The organism is Methanosarcina spelaei (genome assembly GCF_002287235.1).
In the GTDB taxonomy this organism is placed as follows: Archaea; Halobacteriota; Methanosarcinia; order Methanosarcinales; family Methanosarcinaceae; genus Methanosarcina; species Methanosarcina spelaei.
Genome location: NZ_LMVP01000157.1, coordinates 1 through 15,323 on the forward strand (window position 1 = coordinate 1; position 15,323 = coordinate 15,323).

A 15,323-nucleotide genomic window follows, 5' to 3' on the forward strand; every position below is an offset into this window, starting at 1 on the left:
CCGGGGAAGTTTTCCATCCCCGCAGCAAGCTAGCGGGGTATTCGACTGAAATAAACCCGAAGTTGAGTTACTAGTTATACCCTGATATTTCCCATAGACCGCTGCAATAACACGTCGAGTGCAATCCACAGAGGAATAAAGGTCATAAAATAAGCTGTCGATAATAGCTGCTAACTCTTTAGAGTGAATCGCTTGAGAGAATCCTCTCTCAATTAACTCTTCATAATCTTTATTTAACTCTGGGGCAAGTTTTTTAGCAAGCCCCATTAAAACATTGTACTTGCCAAAATGCCCATCTGCTCCAAAAAGAGCTGAATCTTGGTCCCGACTAAATAGATAAGTTTGATTATGAAAATGTATAAACTTCCGAATTTGCCCCCAACGATCTGGAACAAAACTGATAACTGGTCTTAAATCAGTCAAGTCAACTTTTTTGTTCGTTTCTTCCTCCATAAACTTACATACTGCATTACTTTATTTAGGCATACCGATTTAGCAAGACAATTGAAGTACCTAACGTTAAGAAGGAGCATGGTGGAGATTCGGGTAAATTTTTGAGTGTAATATATAGTTAAAATCAAAAAACATATCTATTATTTTTTTAACTTCAATTCCCATTTCAGGCATGCTTCAAAGCCTCCATAGGGCTCATTTTAGAAGCCCTGTACGCAGGATAAAGCCCTGAGAGAGCCCCTATCAATAAGGCGAAGAGCATGGCAATTATAAGAAGCCTGGGCGTTATCAGGAAAAGCACTATCCTCGTGTTCGCAAGCCACGCATTCATAATATAGACGGCAACGGAACCTACCAGAATTCCGAGGATTCCGCCGAAAAGGCCCATAAATGAAGCTTCTCCAAGCGTGAGGAGCAGAATATCCCTCGTCTCGGCCCCAATTGCTTTTAAAATTCCGAACTCTCTTGTCCTTTCGGCAACGGACATGAGCATCGTATTCATCACGCAGAGCCCGCCTATGATTGCTGCAAGAAGCCCTGAACTGATAGTGATTACGCTGAAAATCATAAAGGACTGCCTTGCCTGCACCTCAAGTTCCCCCGGAGAAAGAGTGCTTGTACCTTTAACGCTTAACTCTATGCGTTTGGAGAGCATTTCGGCATCTATTCGTTCATCAGGCACTGCAAAGATATAGGAAACCGAATTGCCCACATCGTATAGATCCTGCGCAGTTTCGAGAGGTATAATTACCGCATTGTCAAAAATCGAGCCTGTGTAATCCAGAATTCCTGCAACGGTAAAGTACTTGTCATGGATCTCAAACTTACTTCCTATCTGAAGTTTATATTCCCTCTGTATGTTGCTTCCGACAACAACATTATAGGAATCACCCGGATTGAGAAAACGGCCTGCTTTCAGGTTCACAGGATAAAGGGCAACGCTGGATTTTTCCGGGGGAACGCCAAGGATCTGCTTCCCGGTCATTCCCATTTTGTCCTCATCAAAAGTAGTCATTAAAAGCCCATACGCATCTTTCACCCCTGCCACCCGAAGGACGTCGCTTACCTTATCTTCCGTGAGTCCCCCTCCAAAAACTCCACTTTCGGAAAAGACGCGGATTTTATCGCTGGTTACACTCATGGAACGCTCAAAGGTCTGGTGGAAGTTTTCTGACATCGCACCCATAACTATAACTGCAAAGATTCCAAGTGCAATTCCACAGACTGTAAGCGCACTCCTAACTTTCCTGTTCATTATATTTCGGATGATGAGGTCAAACATGGTGATCCTGCATTCGAGTATTACATAGACTTAAGCTATCAAAGCTTTAAAGGGTTCAAGACTTTCAGTCACTGTTATTCTCTTTTTCTTACAAACAAAGTTCCAACAAAGAGAAAAATTCCAAAGATTGTGAAAAAATCAGGAGCAGGGGATTCTTTGGTAGGACCTGCTTCTGGTACCGGTTCAAAAACCCTGAGAACCGTTTCATAGCTGTCCAAAATTTCTCCTTTGGAATTTAGCACGTAAATCTTTACATTATAATCTCCCGTAGGGACTCCCTGCCAGATTATCCCTACCGTGTCTTCTTTTCCCGAAGTCAGGAGATCTGCGGTTTCCTCAAAAACCTGAACTTTCCCCTCTTCAGGCATCAGCACAACCCTCACAATTCCGTCAAAAGGTACCTGGGATTTTCCGACAACAGTAACACTTGCTCCGTATTCATCCACATCGATATCCCGATCAATAATTTCCACCTTTTCTTCGGCTCTAAAATTCGAGATATAGGCTGCAGTGACATCAGGAGAGTGGGAATGGACCTTCAAAAATGCAGTGTATTTTTTATCTTTCTCGAGCAATAAAGGCCAGTAGCTTACATTATAATAAGTGCTTGTAATAGGGATATTTTTCTGCTTTTCAGAATACAAGATTTCCGTGTCCGATAGAAGTTTCAGGTCAAGGTCGATCATACCGGGCTCAGGAGCCTGTATAGTTCTTAAACTAGCAGAGCTTGTAAGACTCATTAGAATTGAAGCTTTCTCAGAATCTGCAGAAAAGTCAACAAGTTTAAGCTTTGAAAGGATGGGATTTCGGGAAGAAAACGAAAGTTCTCTCGAACTAATACTTTGGCTCCCGTTTTTCACAAGAACCTGTGCTTTATAAGAGTCTCTATCTTTTCGAAAATTGTCCTCAATTTTCCAGAACAGGACTCTTGTAATTTCCTGCCCTTTCTTAACAGGTCCTAGAAAAAAAGTTTCAGATTTCAGCAGTTTTTTCTCTGAACTCAAAGTAAAAACAAGAGAGACATTTTCAAGAGGTTGCTCAAACCTGACTGTAGCATCCGAGAGTTCGCAGTCTGAGAAAAAATCCGTGATAACGGCATCTTCCTGTCTTTCCATCTCAAAGTCTGTCCCATTTACTGCTGCGAAAACAGGACTAAGCTCAGCACAGAAGATGATCAGGAACAAAAGAACGAAAAAAAAGCAGAAAATAAACTCTCTATGTCTAAAAGAACTTATTTCTTCAGGCAAGCTCAAGCCCGGCTCCTCCTCCCTTTCATAAATTTCAGGATAGAAACTTAAGGAAGCCAGCTATTCAGGAGTTCTAAACTCTAAACCAACCCTTCAGGAGTTCTAAACTCTAAACCGGCATTCCAGTCTTTTTCTATTATTGGGATATATGTTGGAACCTCTATGTTTAATTTTTCATTTTTCTGTAAAAATAAAGATTTTAAATCCAGGTTTTATTTTCCTGACCTTGTTTTACCTGGCTATTAAAACTGTCCGAGCCTTATCTCAGTTGTTTTAAGCCTTAGATCTTTGTCGTAATCCAGGTTCCGCAGGAAATGGGAGACTTTTTAATTGCTTCTCCATTGAGAACTTCTTCAAGCATGGCGGGGTTTCGAGCATCCATGACAAGAGCGTCGAGTTTACAGCGTTCGATAATTTTTGCGGCTACAGGGTCAACAGGAGATTTGGAGCCTGCTTTCATCTCTATTGCCATAACTATGTTTATGAGTTTCTCAGGAGAGATTTTATCGTATTTTATTGCCGAAGGGTCACAGTTAGGATCCGAGGAGTAAACTCCATCAATAGATGTTGCAATTGCCAGCAGGTCCGCCCGCAGGAACTCCGCAAGAATTGCAGCAACGGCATCCGTGGTCTGGCCAGGAGTAACTCCTCCCATAACAACTACCTTTCCGGGACGGATAGCCTTTGAGGCCTCAAGATAATTGGCAGGAATTTCCGGACAAGAAGCGGGTCCAAGGGCTGCAGCAAGGAGGCGTGCATTCAGGCGAGTAATTTCAATGCCTATATAATCGCAGGTTACTTCATCGGCGCCAACTGCCCTTGCAGTATCGATGTAATTCCTTGCCGCCTCTCCTCCTCCGGCTACCACAAGCAGGGTATGCTTTTTCGAGAGCTTACGGAGAACATCCGCGTATTTTAAAAAACGTTCGGGGTCAAGATTTTTTGCGAGAATTGAACCGCCTAATGAGAGTACTATGAGCATGATGATCTCTACACATTAACAATTCGGATTTTTAAATGTATCGCTGATATTTTTTACTCACAGTTGTTCATATTTCTTCATTCTCCAGGCTGCGACAGGGTTTCTGAACCCTCTTTGTTCTACACTTTTTCAATGTTTCCGACGAGGATTAATTCAACTTTACTTGATTTTTATTTCCTTTTATATAATTTTTTATTATTTCATCGTGGTCACAGTGTTAATGAATAACTATTTACATAATAAATTTTAAACTATTGAGAGAAAATACTCTCTATATACTTTTTGAAGGAGGCAAGATCTTTTGAATAACGAAGTGTATGCTGCAGTAATGGCTTCAGTCTCAGGTATCCAGAATCTTACAAACGATAGAATTGAAGCCCTGACCAAAGGCCATGGAATGACAAACATAGGCGCTATGTGTGCTGCAAACGCTATCGCTACAGAGCTTTTCCGGGGTGCGAATATCAAGCTTACCGATGAAGATAGTGGCAGCCTGGAAATTGATCATGTACTCAAAAAAGGCATTGAAGCCGCAGAAGAAGCCGGAGCAAGCCCTGCAAATGCAGCCCTTTTTGCAGCTACAATCTGCTACTTTGCAGGTTCCAATGCCCAGGCCGGAGTCCCTGCAGGGAACCGGAAGTTAGGGGCACTTGCCCGTATGATTGCAGGAGCGGACAGGACAGGGGTTATAGCTGTTCCCACTCCCAAATCCAACAATAAGGTCTCAGGCTTTGCAGCCGTGCAGGCTATTTACAGTGCTATGGCGGAAGGCAAGCTTACCAGAATTGATGGGCGAAAACTTCCCCTGGGAGTTGCAGGCGGTCCTCTGTACGGGCACAACACCCTCGGAGAAGACATAGGCTTTCCGGAAGTAGCCATGAATGGTGCAAGGATAGGGACAGAAGCGATGATGCAGGCCTATTGGGGAGCAGGTGTTTCCGCAAGCCCCATCATTTCGGCAGCGCTCGGGGCCGCAGCAGCTCTTGAAATTGTTCATCCTGATGCTTTTGTGGGTGAGGAATACGGCGGTTTCTTCGAAGTGAACAGCGCCTACCTTGCAGGCAAAGCTGCATGCCAGGCTGCAGGCATCCCGGAAAAGCTTCATATGCGCGGCACAGACGAAGAATATGACTCTTTTCGGCTGGTAGGGGACCTTGGGGTCATCTTAAAAGACATAGGGGCTCCGACTGTTGTTGGAATGATGTCTTTTGGCGAGATGCTATGCGCTTTTAAAGAATCTGTAGAAATAGGGGCTGGTTTTTCCGGCGGGCCTATAATGCCTCCTCTTGGGCATATGACTGCAGATTCCATAATTGCCCTCAGGGCCCTGATCAAGTTTGAAGGCAATATCGAACAGGCTGCAGATATTATTGCAGAGGTAAAAAAGAACGAATGGCTTGACCCGGAAATTGCCTCAGTTGCCCTTAATACCATTGCAAGGAAGACCGAACAGGTACGGAGAGGCCCTATTACACGTACCATGATCCTCGGGACTGATGGAGTTCGCTCAGCCGCAATTGTCAGGAGGGCAAAAAAGGCATATGAGGATATAAAAGCCGGAAAGTCCGTAGAGGATGTCGTGCGGGAACTGGACCTGGAAAGGAAGAAAACTGTTGAAACCAGGGCTGCTGCGATGCTTGGAGCCATGACAGGGCACGATATCAGGATTGAAATCAAGAAAATGGTCGGAGGTGCCCGTAGAAGCCATCCCTTCACGAATTCTTACTACGGGTTTGATACGGATGCTGATGTTGAACTAACTGTAGACGGCAAGACTTTCGAACTTCTGGGGCTTGGGCAGAAGGTGATCCCGGACGCTATTTTCAATGACAGAACGGAGCTTCTGGAAATTATACCCCTCGCAGCCATACCCGTCTGTGAACTTCAGCTTTCGGGGCACTCGATTATTAATATCACAGTACCTGCAGCCGTTGCAGCTGCAATGAACGTTGCCGACCCAAAAGAAGTTGCAAAGCTTGCAGAAAAAGGAGGGAAGTCCTGTTCAGCTGCAATTCCCGGAGCCCGGGAAAAAGCGCTGGATGTTGCAAAGCTAGCAGTCAGGATAATGAGATCCATGGAAGGTATCTGAGTACCATCCACAAGCTAAGAACCAATCAATCCACAAAAAACGGCATTGGATTCTGGACAGAGGAGAAAGGATTTAAGTTACAGGCTTTAATTCCATTTCCACCTCTGCCTTTTTCTTTTCTGGAAAACGCCGGGAGGCTTCTTTTTGTTGTTGATGACTAACGTTGACAATATCACCTGTGACCAGGTCCCGTACCTGATCGAAGAATTGATGAAACTTGGAGCTAAAAACGTACATGTAATGCCTGCCCTTACAAAAAAAGGCAGGCCTGAATATATTTTTCTCATTGATAGTGAGAAAGATACTCTTGATTCACTTGCCGAGTTCATGGCACTGGAGACCGGGGCTCTCGGGGTCAGGCTTTTGAAGACCGAGCATTATCCCTTTGACTACGAGCTGAGAAAGCTTTGCCTTTCTTTCAGGGATGAAAATGACCTGCCTCTCTGGGAAGGGGAAATTGATATAAAAATAGTTATAGGAAAAGAACAAAAGCCCCTTTCTGCCCGAGTGGAGTACGAAGAACTTAAGGAACTGGCAAGCAGGGTAAGAGAAGAGGGCCTGAAGCTTTCCATGTACGAAATTAAAGAATTAATTGAAGAAAGGGCTCTGAAAGGCATAAAGGACTTTACTGTTAATTTCAATGATTGTGGTCCGGGACTGGATAGTGAGTCTCTGCCCCCGGTTTCGAAAAAACTTTGCTGTAAGGATCAGACAAAAACCTGCTTCGGGAATTGAAGCCCGATTTTACTTTTTTTCGAAGTAAGGGCCCTTTTCCCAAAAGCCTTCTTTTTCTTGAAAATTTTTATCGTGAAAGATATTATTAAGTGCCCGTTATCTCATAGTTGCCAAATATCTACTACAATACTTGGCTGAGTGTTTAAAAACCGCCATAAAGTATTTATAATACGTAATATTACAACATAACTGACTAATCAGTCAATTATCGAGATAATACATGAAAGAACAAATCAAAGACAAAAGAAAAGCCATTATGGAAGCAGCCCTGAAGCTCTTTACTGAAAGAGGCTTCCACGGTACATCCACTGCTCAGATTTCAAAAGAAGCAGGTGTAGCCACAGGCACGCTTTTCAATTACTTTCCTACGAAAGAGGACCTTATCAATAGTCTGTATTTTGAAGTAAAGGGAGAGTTAAGCCGCAGTATGGGGAAAGAAATTGAGGTACAGGGTATCTTCAAGGATAAATTAAAAAAAATATGGTCGAACTTAGTCAGATGGGGAATCGAAAATCAGGATGAATTCCTTTTTGTCGGACAGTTCTGCTCATCCCCTTATATCACAAAGTTTACGCGTGATGAAGTGATGAAAGAATATGTCTTCCTCCATAAGCTTGTGGATGAAGGAATAAGAGAAGGAGAGATAAGAGACTTTTCCGCAGAGCTTACCATTGCAATGTTTTATCAGAGTAGCAGGACAGTAGTGAACTTTATCCTTGATTCGGATTCTTCACTGGACGAAAATAAGGTTTTAGAAGATGGATTTCAGATCATTTGGAGAGGTCTGGCTGATAAATAATTTTTTTCATTCTACTATTGAGTGATCAGTCAATCAAAAACAAAAAAATAACTCAAAATTTAGGAGAAAAAAAATGCTGTACAGAAAAGTTCCGAAGAATGGAGACGAGCTTTCGATACTTGGATTCGGATGCATGCGCCTTCCATTGAAAGAAGACGGCAGTATAGATGAAGAAAGAGCCACCAAGCAGGTACGCTATGCAATTGACCATGGAGTAAACTATATTGATACTGCATGGCCCTATCACATGGAACAGAGCGAGCCTTTTTTAGGTAGTGCTCTTGCTGATGGATATCGAAAAAAGGTCAAACTCGCAACAAAGCTCCCTTCCTGGCTTATAGAGAACCGGGAGGATATGGATAAGTTCTTGAATGTCCAACTGGAGAAACTCAAAACAGACCACGTCGACTATTACCTTATCCACGCTCTCGTTGGTGAACTGTGGGACAATATTGAAAAGCTGGGTGTAGCTGATTTCCTTGACAAAGCCAAAGCTGATGGTCTAATAATTAACGCAGGTTTTTCCTTCCACGGTTCAGGAGAGGATTTTAATAGGATAGTTGACGCCTATGACTGGGATTTTTGTCAGATACAGTACAACTTCCTTGATGAAAAAAACCAGGCAGGTACCAGGGGTTTGGAATATGCAGCTTCAAAAGGCCTTGGAGTAATCATTATGGAGCCTCTACGTGGGGGAAACCTCGTAAGTCCAGTGCCTCCTGCTGTAAAAGAGATATGGGATGAGGCCCCTACTAAGAGGACTCCTGCAGAATGGGCTCTTCGCTGGGTATGGAACCATCCAGAGGTCACGGTTGTCCTCTCCGGAATGAATGAGGAAACACATATTAAAGAGAACCTGAAGGTTGCAGGCGAGGCTTACCCGAATTCTCTGGCTGAAGCTGAACTGCAGCTAATAAGGAAAGTAGAGCAGAGGTACCGTGAACTGATGAAAGTAGGCTGTACAGGCTGCAGATACTGTATGCCCTGCCCGGCAGGAGTGGACATTCCGTTATGTTTCGAAACGTACAACAACCTGTACATGTCCAACAATGCAGGCGATGCAAATTTCATGTATGCTGCAAGGCTGGGTGGTATTCTAGGCGGAGAAACCGGATTTGCATCCCAGTGCGCAAAATGTGGAAAATGCCTTGAGAAATGTCCCCAGCACCTTGATATCCCAACAATTCTCGAGTCCGTTGTAGAAGAACTTGAAGGATCTGATCTGGAGGAGAGAGTTGCCATGGCAAAGCAGCTGTTCAAGAAGCAAACATAAAAGAGAAAACAATTCTAAGTGCCAGAAAAGCAAAATGAAGATATTGTTCAGGCTGACTTCATTGAAAGATTAAACAGTATCTTCGTTTTCCGATGCTTATCTTTATGTTCAGTTAACTATACTCATCCAGAGTTAGAATTTTGAATTTTTACCTCAAATTGCAAAGCAATAACTCAAATAATTCAGGAAATCAAGCTTGTGTGAGTATAGCGCAAAACTCTAAAGAGCCTCCAGATGAATAAATTGCTATCTAAAATTTGGTATTTAAACTGGTTATTGCTAAAGCACTCAATTCTTCTAGGTGAAGGTTAATACATGGATCTTACTGACATACTTAAAGCTGTCAAAGACGGAAAAATGGATGTTGAGACTGCGGAGCAGAAGGCTCGGAGCCTGGGGTTTGTTTCTTATATGGATATAGCAAAACTTGATTCTCACAGAAAAAGCAGAACCGGAGTAATCGAGGCTATTCTTGCCGATTGTAAAGACCCTGACGACGTGGTAGAAATTGCGAGAATCATGGTTGCAGAGAGCAAAAGAGCCCTTATTACACGAGTTTCGTCAGGGCATCTGGAAGCCTTAAAGCAGGCTTTTGACCAGGATAAACTTGAGTGGAGCAGCAGAGCCCGCACCGTTGTTGTCCATGATGGCACACCTGCACCCAGAACCGGTGGTGTCGTAGGGTTTGTTTCAGCAGGCACGGCAGATATCCCAGCTGCGGAAGAAGCCAGGGTTGTAGCTTCAGAAATGGGGTGTGAGACTGTTGCGGTTTATGATGTGGGGGTTGCAGGAATCCACAGACTTATCCCGGCAATGGACAAACTGAAAGCTATGAAACCCGGAGCAATCGTGGTTGCAGCCGGAAGGGAAGGAACGCTTCCAACGATAGTTTCGGGATTAGTTGACGTACCTGTAATCGGGCTTCCGGTTTCGACAGGCTACGGAGCAGGTGGAAGAGGAGAGGCTGCCCTGCTAGCAATGCTCCAATCCTGTTCGACACTTGCAGTTGTGAATATTGATGCAGGCTTTGTTGCGGGAGCATATGCAGCCAGAATTGCAAACATGATTGCAGCTGCCTACACACATGGCAAAGAAGACAGAACAGGCCAAGAGGGAGAGTAGCAAGGTAATAAAAAGGGAATAGAAAGAGAATAGAAAGAGAATAGAAAGAGAATAGAAAGAGAATAGAAAGAGAACAGGAAGAGAATAGAAAGGAAAAGAAAATGTAAAAAATCGAAAATCAGGAAAGAATCTTATGAAGGCACTTGTATTCAACCCTTTTTCAGGGGCAGCAGGAGATATGATCCTTGGGTGCACTCTTGATCTCGGGGCTGACCGAAAAACGGTTAAAGAATTGATAGAAGCTTCTGTTGACGTATCAGTGGATATAAGAGAAGTTATGAAAAAGGGAATAAAAGCCCTTGATGTCCGAATAAACGTACCTGAAAAAGAGCCAGTCCACACATACCCTGAACTCATAGATATAGTAAAAGCTGCAAAACTGCCCCCCAATGTGGAAGCAAGTACCCTTGATATTTTTTCAAAGCTTGCTGAGGCTGAAGCTTCGGTTCACGGGCAGCCTGATCTTGAGAAACTTCACTTCCATGAAGTGGGGCAGAGTGATGCGCTTGCCGATATAATCGGCTCTTCGGCAGCTATCCATTCCCTTAACTGTGAATCTATTTACTGCACTCCTATAAACGTAGGCAGTGGAACAATTAAATGCGCACATGGAATTCTGCCTGTGCCAGCACCTGCAACTCTTGAGCTTCTCAGGAAAGGAAAATTCTATTTTAGGGGAGGGATTGAGCAAAAGGAACTTCTTACTCCGACAGGAGCTGCAGTTCTTGCTCACTTTACAAGACCCCTGGAAGCTTTTCCTCAGGGCAGGGTAATTTCAATAGGGTACGGAGCAGGGGATTCCGAGCTTGCAGGGCCTAACGTGCTTCAGGGAATATTAACCGAACTTGATTCCTGCCTGATTCCGGATATAATAGAAGTTCTCGAAACGAATGCCGATGACGTGAGCGGAGAGGTCCTGGGGAACCTGTTCGAAGAACTGCTCGCTATGGGAGCAAGAGATGTTGCAATTCTCCCGGCAACAATGAAAAAAGGCCGTCCAGCTCATGTTATTAAGGTCATTGCAAAGCCTGAAGACACTGCAAAGCTCGCCCGGAAAATCATTATCGAAACAGGATCCCTTGGAGTTAGAGTTATTCCTACCCGGCACAGGTTGATGGCTGCCAGGCGAATAGAATTGGTTAAGTTTGAGATAGAAGGGCAGACATATGAATCTGCGGTCAAGATTGCCAGGGACTCTGAGGGAATTCTGCTCAACATCTCTGCTGAGTTCGAGGACTGCAAAAAAATCGCAAAAACAACCGGTACCCCTGTAAAAGAGATTATGAGAAAGGTAGAGGAAGCTGGAAGAAAACTATTTTTATAAGATTTTCAAAAGGTCTGAAGTAAATAAAAAATAAAGACTAATAGATTTGAATAGATTTAAAATGAGTAACGAAGCTGAAAAATAGAGCTGAAAAGTAAAGTAGAAAGCAAAAGCCTTAAACTGTTAAGCTTTCACTTTCATTCTATTTTGCTTGTAAGCCATCCAGATTAAAGTTTGCCCATAGAATGCAGGAGTTCCGCGTTCAATACGCTTGCTCCGGCTGCTCCACGAATAGTGTTATGTCCCATTGCAATGTAGCGGATTCCTTCTCTTATACGGCCTACTGAAACGCTCATGCCTTTTCCCATATTGCGGTCAAGGCGCGGCTGAGGCCTGTCGATTTCGTCTCTTACTATTAAAGACTTTGCAGGTTCGGAAGGAAGTTCTTTCAGCCCTGGGTTAAAGTTCAGGAAAGCTTTCCTTACCTCTTCAGGCGTCGGTTTATCTCTCATTCCGGCCCAGATGGCTTCGGTATGCCCGTCTGTTACAGGAACCCTGTGGCAGGAAGCACTGACTCTCATATCTGCAGGCACGATTTCAGAGCCATTGAACTCTCCGAGCAGTTTTAAAGTTTCAGTTTCCATCTTCTGTTCTTCGCTTCCTATGTACGGAATTATATTGTCATAAATTGCCATTGCGGCAACTCCGGAAAAACCTGCACCTGAGATCGCCTGCATTGTGGCCACCTGTATGGTTTCGAGCCCAAACTGCATAAGGGGCTTTAAGGTAACGGTCATGACAATCGTGGAGCAATTAGGATTTGTAATAATATATCCGTCCCATCCCCTTGCATCCTGCTGGACTTCAAGAAGCCCGAGATGTTCCGGATTTACTTCAGGAATCACAAGAGGTATGTCCTTTTCCATCCTGTAAGATGAGGCATTGCTTGCCACTGCAAATCCGGCTTTTGCAAATTCGGGTTCCACTGTCAGGGCAAGGTCTGCAGGAAGTGCCGAGAACACTACGTCCGCATCTACGGCTTTTGGATCCACCGGAACAACTTTAATATCTTTAACGCTTTCCGGCATTGCTGTATCTAATCTCCAGCCTGCGGCTTCTTTATATGTTTTGCCGGCGCTTCTCTCGGATGCTGCAAGGGCTGTAATCTCAAACCAGGGGTGGTTTGCAAGTGCTTCTACAAATCTCTGCCCAACAGCGCCTGTGGCGCCTAAAATACCCGCTTTAATTGCTACCATTTAAAAGCTACCTCCGGAAAGATAAGAGTCATTGATAAGACTGATTGATAAAGCTCATTGATAAAACTGATTGATAAAGCTCATTGATAAAACTGATTGATAAAACTGATTGATAAAGCTCATTGATAAAGCTCATTGATAAAGCTCATTGATAAAGCTCATTGATAAAACTGATTGATAAAACTGATTGATAAAACTGATTGATAAAAAAGAAAAAGAAAAAGAAAAAGAAAAATTGGAATAAGTAGGTTATTCCAATTAGTTATCGTTTTACTCTTCTACTTTAATTGCCTGGTTCGGGCATGCTTCCTCACATGCACCGCACTCTACGCACTCGTCATTGTCGACTACTGCGATTCCCTTCTCTTCATCAAGAGCGATTGCATCATTGGGGCATTCATCGACACAGCTTCCACATCCGGAACATTCATCTGCATTAACTATTGCTGGCATATTTATTCACACTCCTTTTTGATTGCTCGATATATACCTGGAAATTAAATAGGGCGTTTTGAAACTTCCATAGGATATCGAAAAGTTTGGTCATAACGCCATTGACAAGACAAACATAAAAACTTATCGCTTTTTAGCAAAAGGAAGCTTCTAAAATCAGGATGGAGTTAACCATCCAACAACTAGAAAATCACATTGAAAGTTGCAAAATAAAGGGAAAATTGAAAAAAGCTTATTTAACACACTGAATCGTGCATGGCAATTCCAACATCAGTCAGGCGATACATTCCTTCTTCGAGTTTCAGAAAGCCTTCTTTTAACAGGAAATCCATGTGGAACTTAAAGAAGAAGTCATTTAATCCGGATTCTTCCTTTAGCTGTTTTTCAGTCTTTCCAAAGATTCCAACAATCCTCAGGAGCTTTCTTCTTGCAGGATTTATGGAAACCTTTTCCATCATCATATGTTCCAGTTTGACAGCTTCTCCTTCGGTAGGCTCGCTTTTGTTCTCGAAATAAACATCAAGTTCATCAATTTCCTCGCTCATATTAATACTCCTTTAGTTTTTTGTATTTATCGAAATCAACCTTTTTTTAAATAGTTTCAACAGGGATGAGTGTGATTACAAACCTCTAAATTGAGTAGTGGGTTCCTACCGTAGCTTTAAGTTCAGTTGTAAGTTTAGCTTGAAATTAACTTTGAGTTCAGCCTTAAGTTCAGATTTAAATTAACTTTGAGTTCAGATTTAAATTAGCTGTAAGTTAAGTCTGACCTATTTTCAATCGTCTTTCCTGTATATATTAACCTTGCATATTTGCTCATGTGCATGTTCACCATGACTCTCAGAGTGAGCATCAGTATCATGCTCATGAACTTCCTTTTTAAAGATAAAACCTGATTTCCCGAGATTTCCTTCAAGAGTGCTTTCAATTATCTCTATGAGTTTAGATTTTGGGACCTTTGTAACTGCAGAAAGCAGTCTGAGTTCTGTTTTCTTACCTTCCAAGTTAGGGAGAAATTCTACTTGAGGCACTTCTTTAGAGGAGGTTACACTACCCTTAACTGCAGACTCTGGAAGTTTCATGGAAAGCTTTACATGCCCTACAAACTCAGGGTTAATTTTCCGAATCATGTCCTGAATGGTCTGAAGGTTTTCTTCTACGAAACATGCACTTTCTTCAGGACTGAAATCCTGTGATCCAAGTGTATAGAGAACTGAGTAAGCCGAAACTTCAGAAAGCTCAATGGAATTTTTCTTTTCCCGGGAAGGCTTTTTAAATCCCGGTACATCGAGAAGTAAAAGCAACTTTTCGAATTGATCATCTTGATGTTTTGCAGAGAATTTGAGAAGCTGAGCTTCAGGGTTTATATCATAGAGCATTTTCTCAGCAGCCAGGACAGTTTCTACAGGTGTTACATCAATCTTGTTTATGCAGAGAATTTCAGCATCTTTTATCTGCGTCTCTATAAACTTCGGGATTTCTTTTGCCTCGGTCCCGAACCGGACAGGGTCTATAAGGGTTACTATTGGGGCAAAAGATAGCTCAGAGAGTCCCATTGTTTCGATTTCGTCCCGTATCTGACCAGGAAAGGCGATTCCTGTCGGTTCGATAATGACAATGTCAGGCATAAACTCTTCCTCAAGGGTCTGAAGGGTATACTGCATGCTTATCCTGAGTGTACAGCAAATGCAGCCGCTTGTAAGCTCCTCGGTTACAATGCCAGGCCTTGAAAGAATATCCCCGTCAAGCCCGATTTCCCCTATTTCGTTTACAATAATTGCAATCTTTTTCCCTGCGTTACTTAGCTGCCTGCTGATTCTCAGTATAGTGGTTGTTTTCCCGCTTCCAAGAAAACCTCCTATGATCATGACTTTCATGTCTCTCTCCTTTTTTCAATAATGAAATTGTTTTTTAGACGGTCGAGAAGTATAATCTATTTTAAGATATATATAAAATTGACAGTGCCACTCGGATCAGCAGAGTAAAGTAAGCCTTTTAAAAAAAGGCTTGAGCGAAAACCACTACTAAATATAAAACGTCATGACGACGTGATCATAAACCCTTTAAAAAAGGCTTGAGCGAAAACTCCAGTAACGTTTGGGTTTGAAAAACTTATCCCCAAACCCATAGCGTGATCAACCGGCGTAACGGTTGCGGGTAAACGGTTGTAGCTCAATTTGTGGGTCAACAAGGTCAATTTATAGATGAAAAGCTGTTTTTCAATTACTGATGAGGATGAATTTAGAAAGTTTTAACTTTTCGCCCGGCCGCATCTGGACAACATGTGCCCTGAATCAAGAAGAGTATTCAAGGGGAAATTCAAACAAGATGATCTAAGTAAGTTGTTTCCATAACAAGGACAGTCAAT

Annotated in this window: 14 protein-coding genes; 6 read left to right on the top strand and 8 right to left on the bottom strand. The window is 42.8% G+C overall.

Annotation, left to right across the window (positions count from 1 at the left end):
• The 4 genes from ASJ81_RS09290 to pyrH all read right to left on the bottom strand — a co-directional run.
• Nucleotides 1-453, bottom strand: a 453-nt coding sequence (locus ASJ81_RS09290; protein WP_212556062.1) for a hypothetical protein, incomplete at its 3' end; no start/stop codon positions are given.
• Between the two features lie 166 nt (nucleotides 454-619).
• Nucleotides 620-1,735, bottom strand: a complete 1,116-nt coding sequence (locus ASJ81_RS09295; protein WP_095644226.1) for an ABC transporter permease — start codon at nucleotides 1,733-1,735, stop codon at nucleotides 620-622.
• A 74-nt stretch (nucleotides 1,736-1,809) separates the two neighbouring features.
• The gene (locus tag ASJ81_RS09300) at nucleotides 1,810-2,988 is read right to left on the bottom strand and encodes a hypothetical protein (protein WP_095644227.1); all 1,179 of its coding nucleotides are present in this window, start codon (nucleotides 2,986-2,988) and stop codon (nucleotides 1,810-1,812) included.
• Nucleotides 2,989-3,262: 274 nt separating this feature from the next.
• Nucleotides 3,263-3,964 carry a UMP kinase gene (gene pyrH, locus ASJ81_RS09305; RefSeq protein ID WP_095644228.1) on the bottom strand — a complete coding sequence of 234 codons (702 nt, stop codon included), beginning with the start codon at nucleotides 3,962-3,964 and terminating at the stop codon, nucleotides 3,263-3,265.
• 301 nt (nucleotides 3,965-4,265) lie between these two features.
• On the opposite strand from pyrH, the gene ASJ81_RS09310 reads away from it, so the two are divergent.
• From ASJ81_RS09310 to larC (ASJ81_RS09335), 6 genes are all read left to right on the top strand, one after another.
• Complete coding sequence (locus ASJ81_RS09310) at nucleotides 4,266-6,053, top strand: hypothetical protein (RefSeq protein ID WP_095644229.1); 1,788 nt, start codon at nucleotides 4,266-4,268, stop codon at nucleotides 6,051-6,053.
• Nucleotides 6,054-6,206: 153 nt separating this feature from the next.
• Nucleotides 6,207-6,788 (top strand): nickel insertion protein, encoded by a 582-nt coding sequence (gene larC / locus ASJ81_RS09315; RefSeq protein ID WP_245860000.1) that lies wholly within the window; start codon nucleotides 6,207-6,209, stop codon nucleotides 6,786-6,788.
• Between the two features lie 220 nt (nucleotides 6,789-7,008).
• A complete protein-coding gene (locus ASJ81_RS09320) occupies nucleotides 7,009-7,587 on the top strand; it encodes a TetR/AcrR family transcriptional regulator (protein WP_095644231.1) in 579 nt (192 codons plus the stop codon).
• 73 nt (nucleotides 7,588-7,660) lie between these two features.
• Complete coding sequence (locus ASJ81_RS09325; protein ID WP_095644232.1) at nucleotides 7,661-8,860, top strand: aldo/keto reductase; 1,200 nt, start codon at nucleotides 7,661-7,663, stop codon at nucleotides 8,858-8,860.
• 315 nt (nucleotides 8,861-9,175) lie between these two features.
• Nucleotides 9,176-9,982: a nickel pincer cofactor biosynthesis protein LarB gene (larB, locus tag ASJ81_RS09330; RefSeq protein ID WP_095644233.1), complete on the top strand. Its 807-nt coding sequence runs from the start codon at nucleotides 9,176-9,178 to the stop codon at nucleotides 9,980-9,982.
• Between the two features lie 133 nt (nucleotides 9,983-10,115).
• Nucleotides 10,116-11,306, top strand: coding sequence for a nickel pincer cofactor biosynthesis protein LarC (larC, locus tag ASJ81_RS09335; RefSeq protein WP_095644234.1), 1,191 nt, complete (start codon nucleotides 10,116-10,118; stop codon nucleotides 11,304-11,306).
• 167 nt (nucleotides 11,307-11,473) lie between these two features.
• Here larC (ASJ81_RS09335) and asd read toward each other — a convergent pair whose 3' ends face one another.
• The 4 genes from asd to ASJ81_RS09355 all read right to left on the bottom strand — a co-directional run bounded on the left by asd (nucleotide 11,474) and on the right by ASJ81_RS09355 (nucleotide 14,832).
• The gene (gene asd, locus ASJ81_RS09340; protein WP_095644235.1) at nucleotides 11,474-12,502 is read right to left on the bottom strand and encodes an aspartate-semialdehyde dehydrogenase; all 1,029 of its coding nucleotides are present in this window, start codon (nucleotides 12,500-12,502) and stop codon (nucleotides 11,474-11,476) included.
• A gap of 270 nt (nucleotides 12,503-12,772) precedes the next feature.
• Entirely contained in the window at nucleotides 12,773-12,955 is a 183-nt protein-coding gene (locus ASJ81_RS09345) for an indolepyruvate ferredoxin oxidoreductase subunit alpha (RefSeq protein ID WP_095644236.1), read from the bottom strand.
• A 236-nt stretch (nucleotides 12,956-13,191) separates the two neighbouring features.
• Nucleotides 13,192-13,500 carry a hypothetical protein gene (locus ASJ81_RS09350; protein WP_095644237.1) on the bottom strand — a complete coding sequence of 103 codons (309 nt, stop codon included), beginning with the start codon at nucleotides 13,498-13,500 and terminating at the stop codon, nucleotides 13,192-13,194.
• Nucleotides 13,501-13,731: 231 nt separating this feature from the next.
• Nucleotides 13,732-14,832, bottom strand: a complete 1,101-nt coding sequence (locus ASJ81_RS09355; protein ID WP_095644238.1) for a GTP-binding protein — start codon at nucleotides 14,830-14,832, stop codon at nucleotides 13,732-13,734.
• Nucleotides 14,833-15,323: the final 491 nt, after the last annotated feature.

What these genes read in the sequence shown, in the direction of transcription:
- larC (WP_245860000.1), top strand. Translation starts at nt 6,207, where the DNA reads ATGACTAACGTTGACAATATCACCTGTGACCAGGTCCCGTACCTGATC.
- ASJ81_RS09345 (WP_095644236.1), bottom strand. Translation starts at nt 12,955, where the DNA reads ATGCCAGCAATAGTTAATGCAGATGAATGTTCCGGATGTGGAAGCTGT.
- ASJ81_RS09350 (WP_095644237.1), bottom strand. Translation starts at nt 13,500, where the DNA reads ATGAGCGAGGAAATTGATGAACTTGATGTTTATTTCGAGAACAAAAGC.
- larC (WP_095644234.1), top strand. Translation starts at nt 10,116, where the DNA reads ATGAAGGCACTTGTATTCAACCCTTTTTCAGGGGCAGCAGGAGATATG.
- ASJ81_RS09320 (WP_095644231.1), top strand. Translation starts at nt 7,009, where the DNA reads ATGAAAGAACAAATCAAAGACAAAAGAAAAGCCATTATGGAAGCAGCC.
- larB (WP_095644233.1), top strand. Translation starts at nt 9,176, where the DNA reads ATGGATCTTACTGACATACTTAAAGCTGTCAAAGACGGAAAAATGGAT.
- asd (WP_095644235.1), bottom strand. Translation starts at nt 12,502, where the DNA reads ATGGTAGCAATTAAAGCGGGTATTTTAGGCGCCACAGGCGCTGTTGGG.
- ASJ81_RS09325 (WP_095644232.1), top strand. Translation starts at nt 7,661, where the DNA reads ATGCTGTACAGAAAAGTTCCGAAGAATGGAGACGAGCTTTCGATACTT.
- pyrH (WP_095644228.1), bottom strand. Translation starts at nt 3,964, where the DNA reads ATGCTCATAGTACTCTCATTAGGCGGTTCAATTCTCGCAAAAAATCTT.
- ASJ81_RS09355 (WP_095644238.1), bottom strand. Translation starts at nt 14,832, where the DNA reads ATGAAAGTCATGATCATAGGAGGTTTTCTTGGAAGCGGGAAAACAACC.
- ASJ81_RS09295 (WP_095644226.1), bottom strand. Translation starts at nt 1,735, where the DNA reads ATGTTTGACCTCATCATCCGAAATATAATGAACAGGAAAGTTAGGAGT.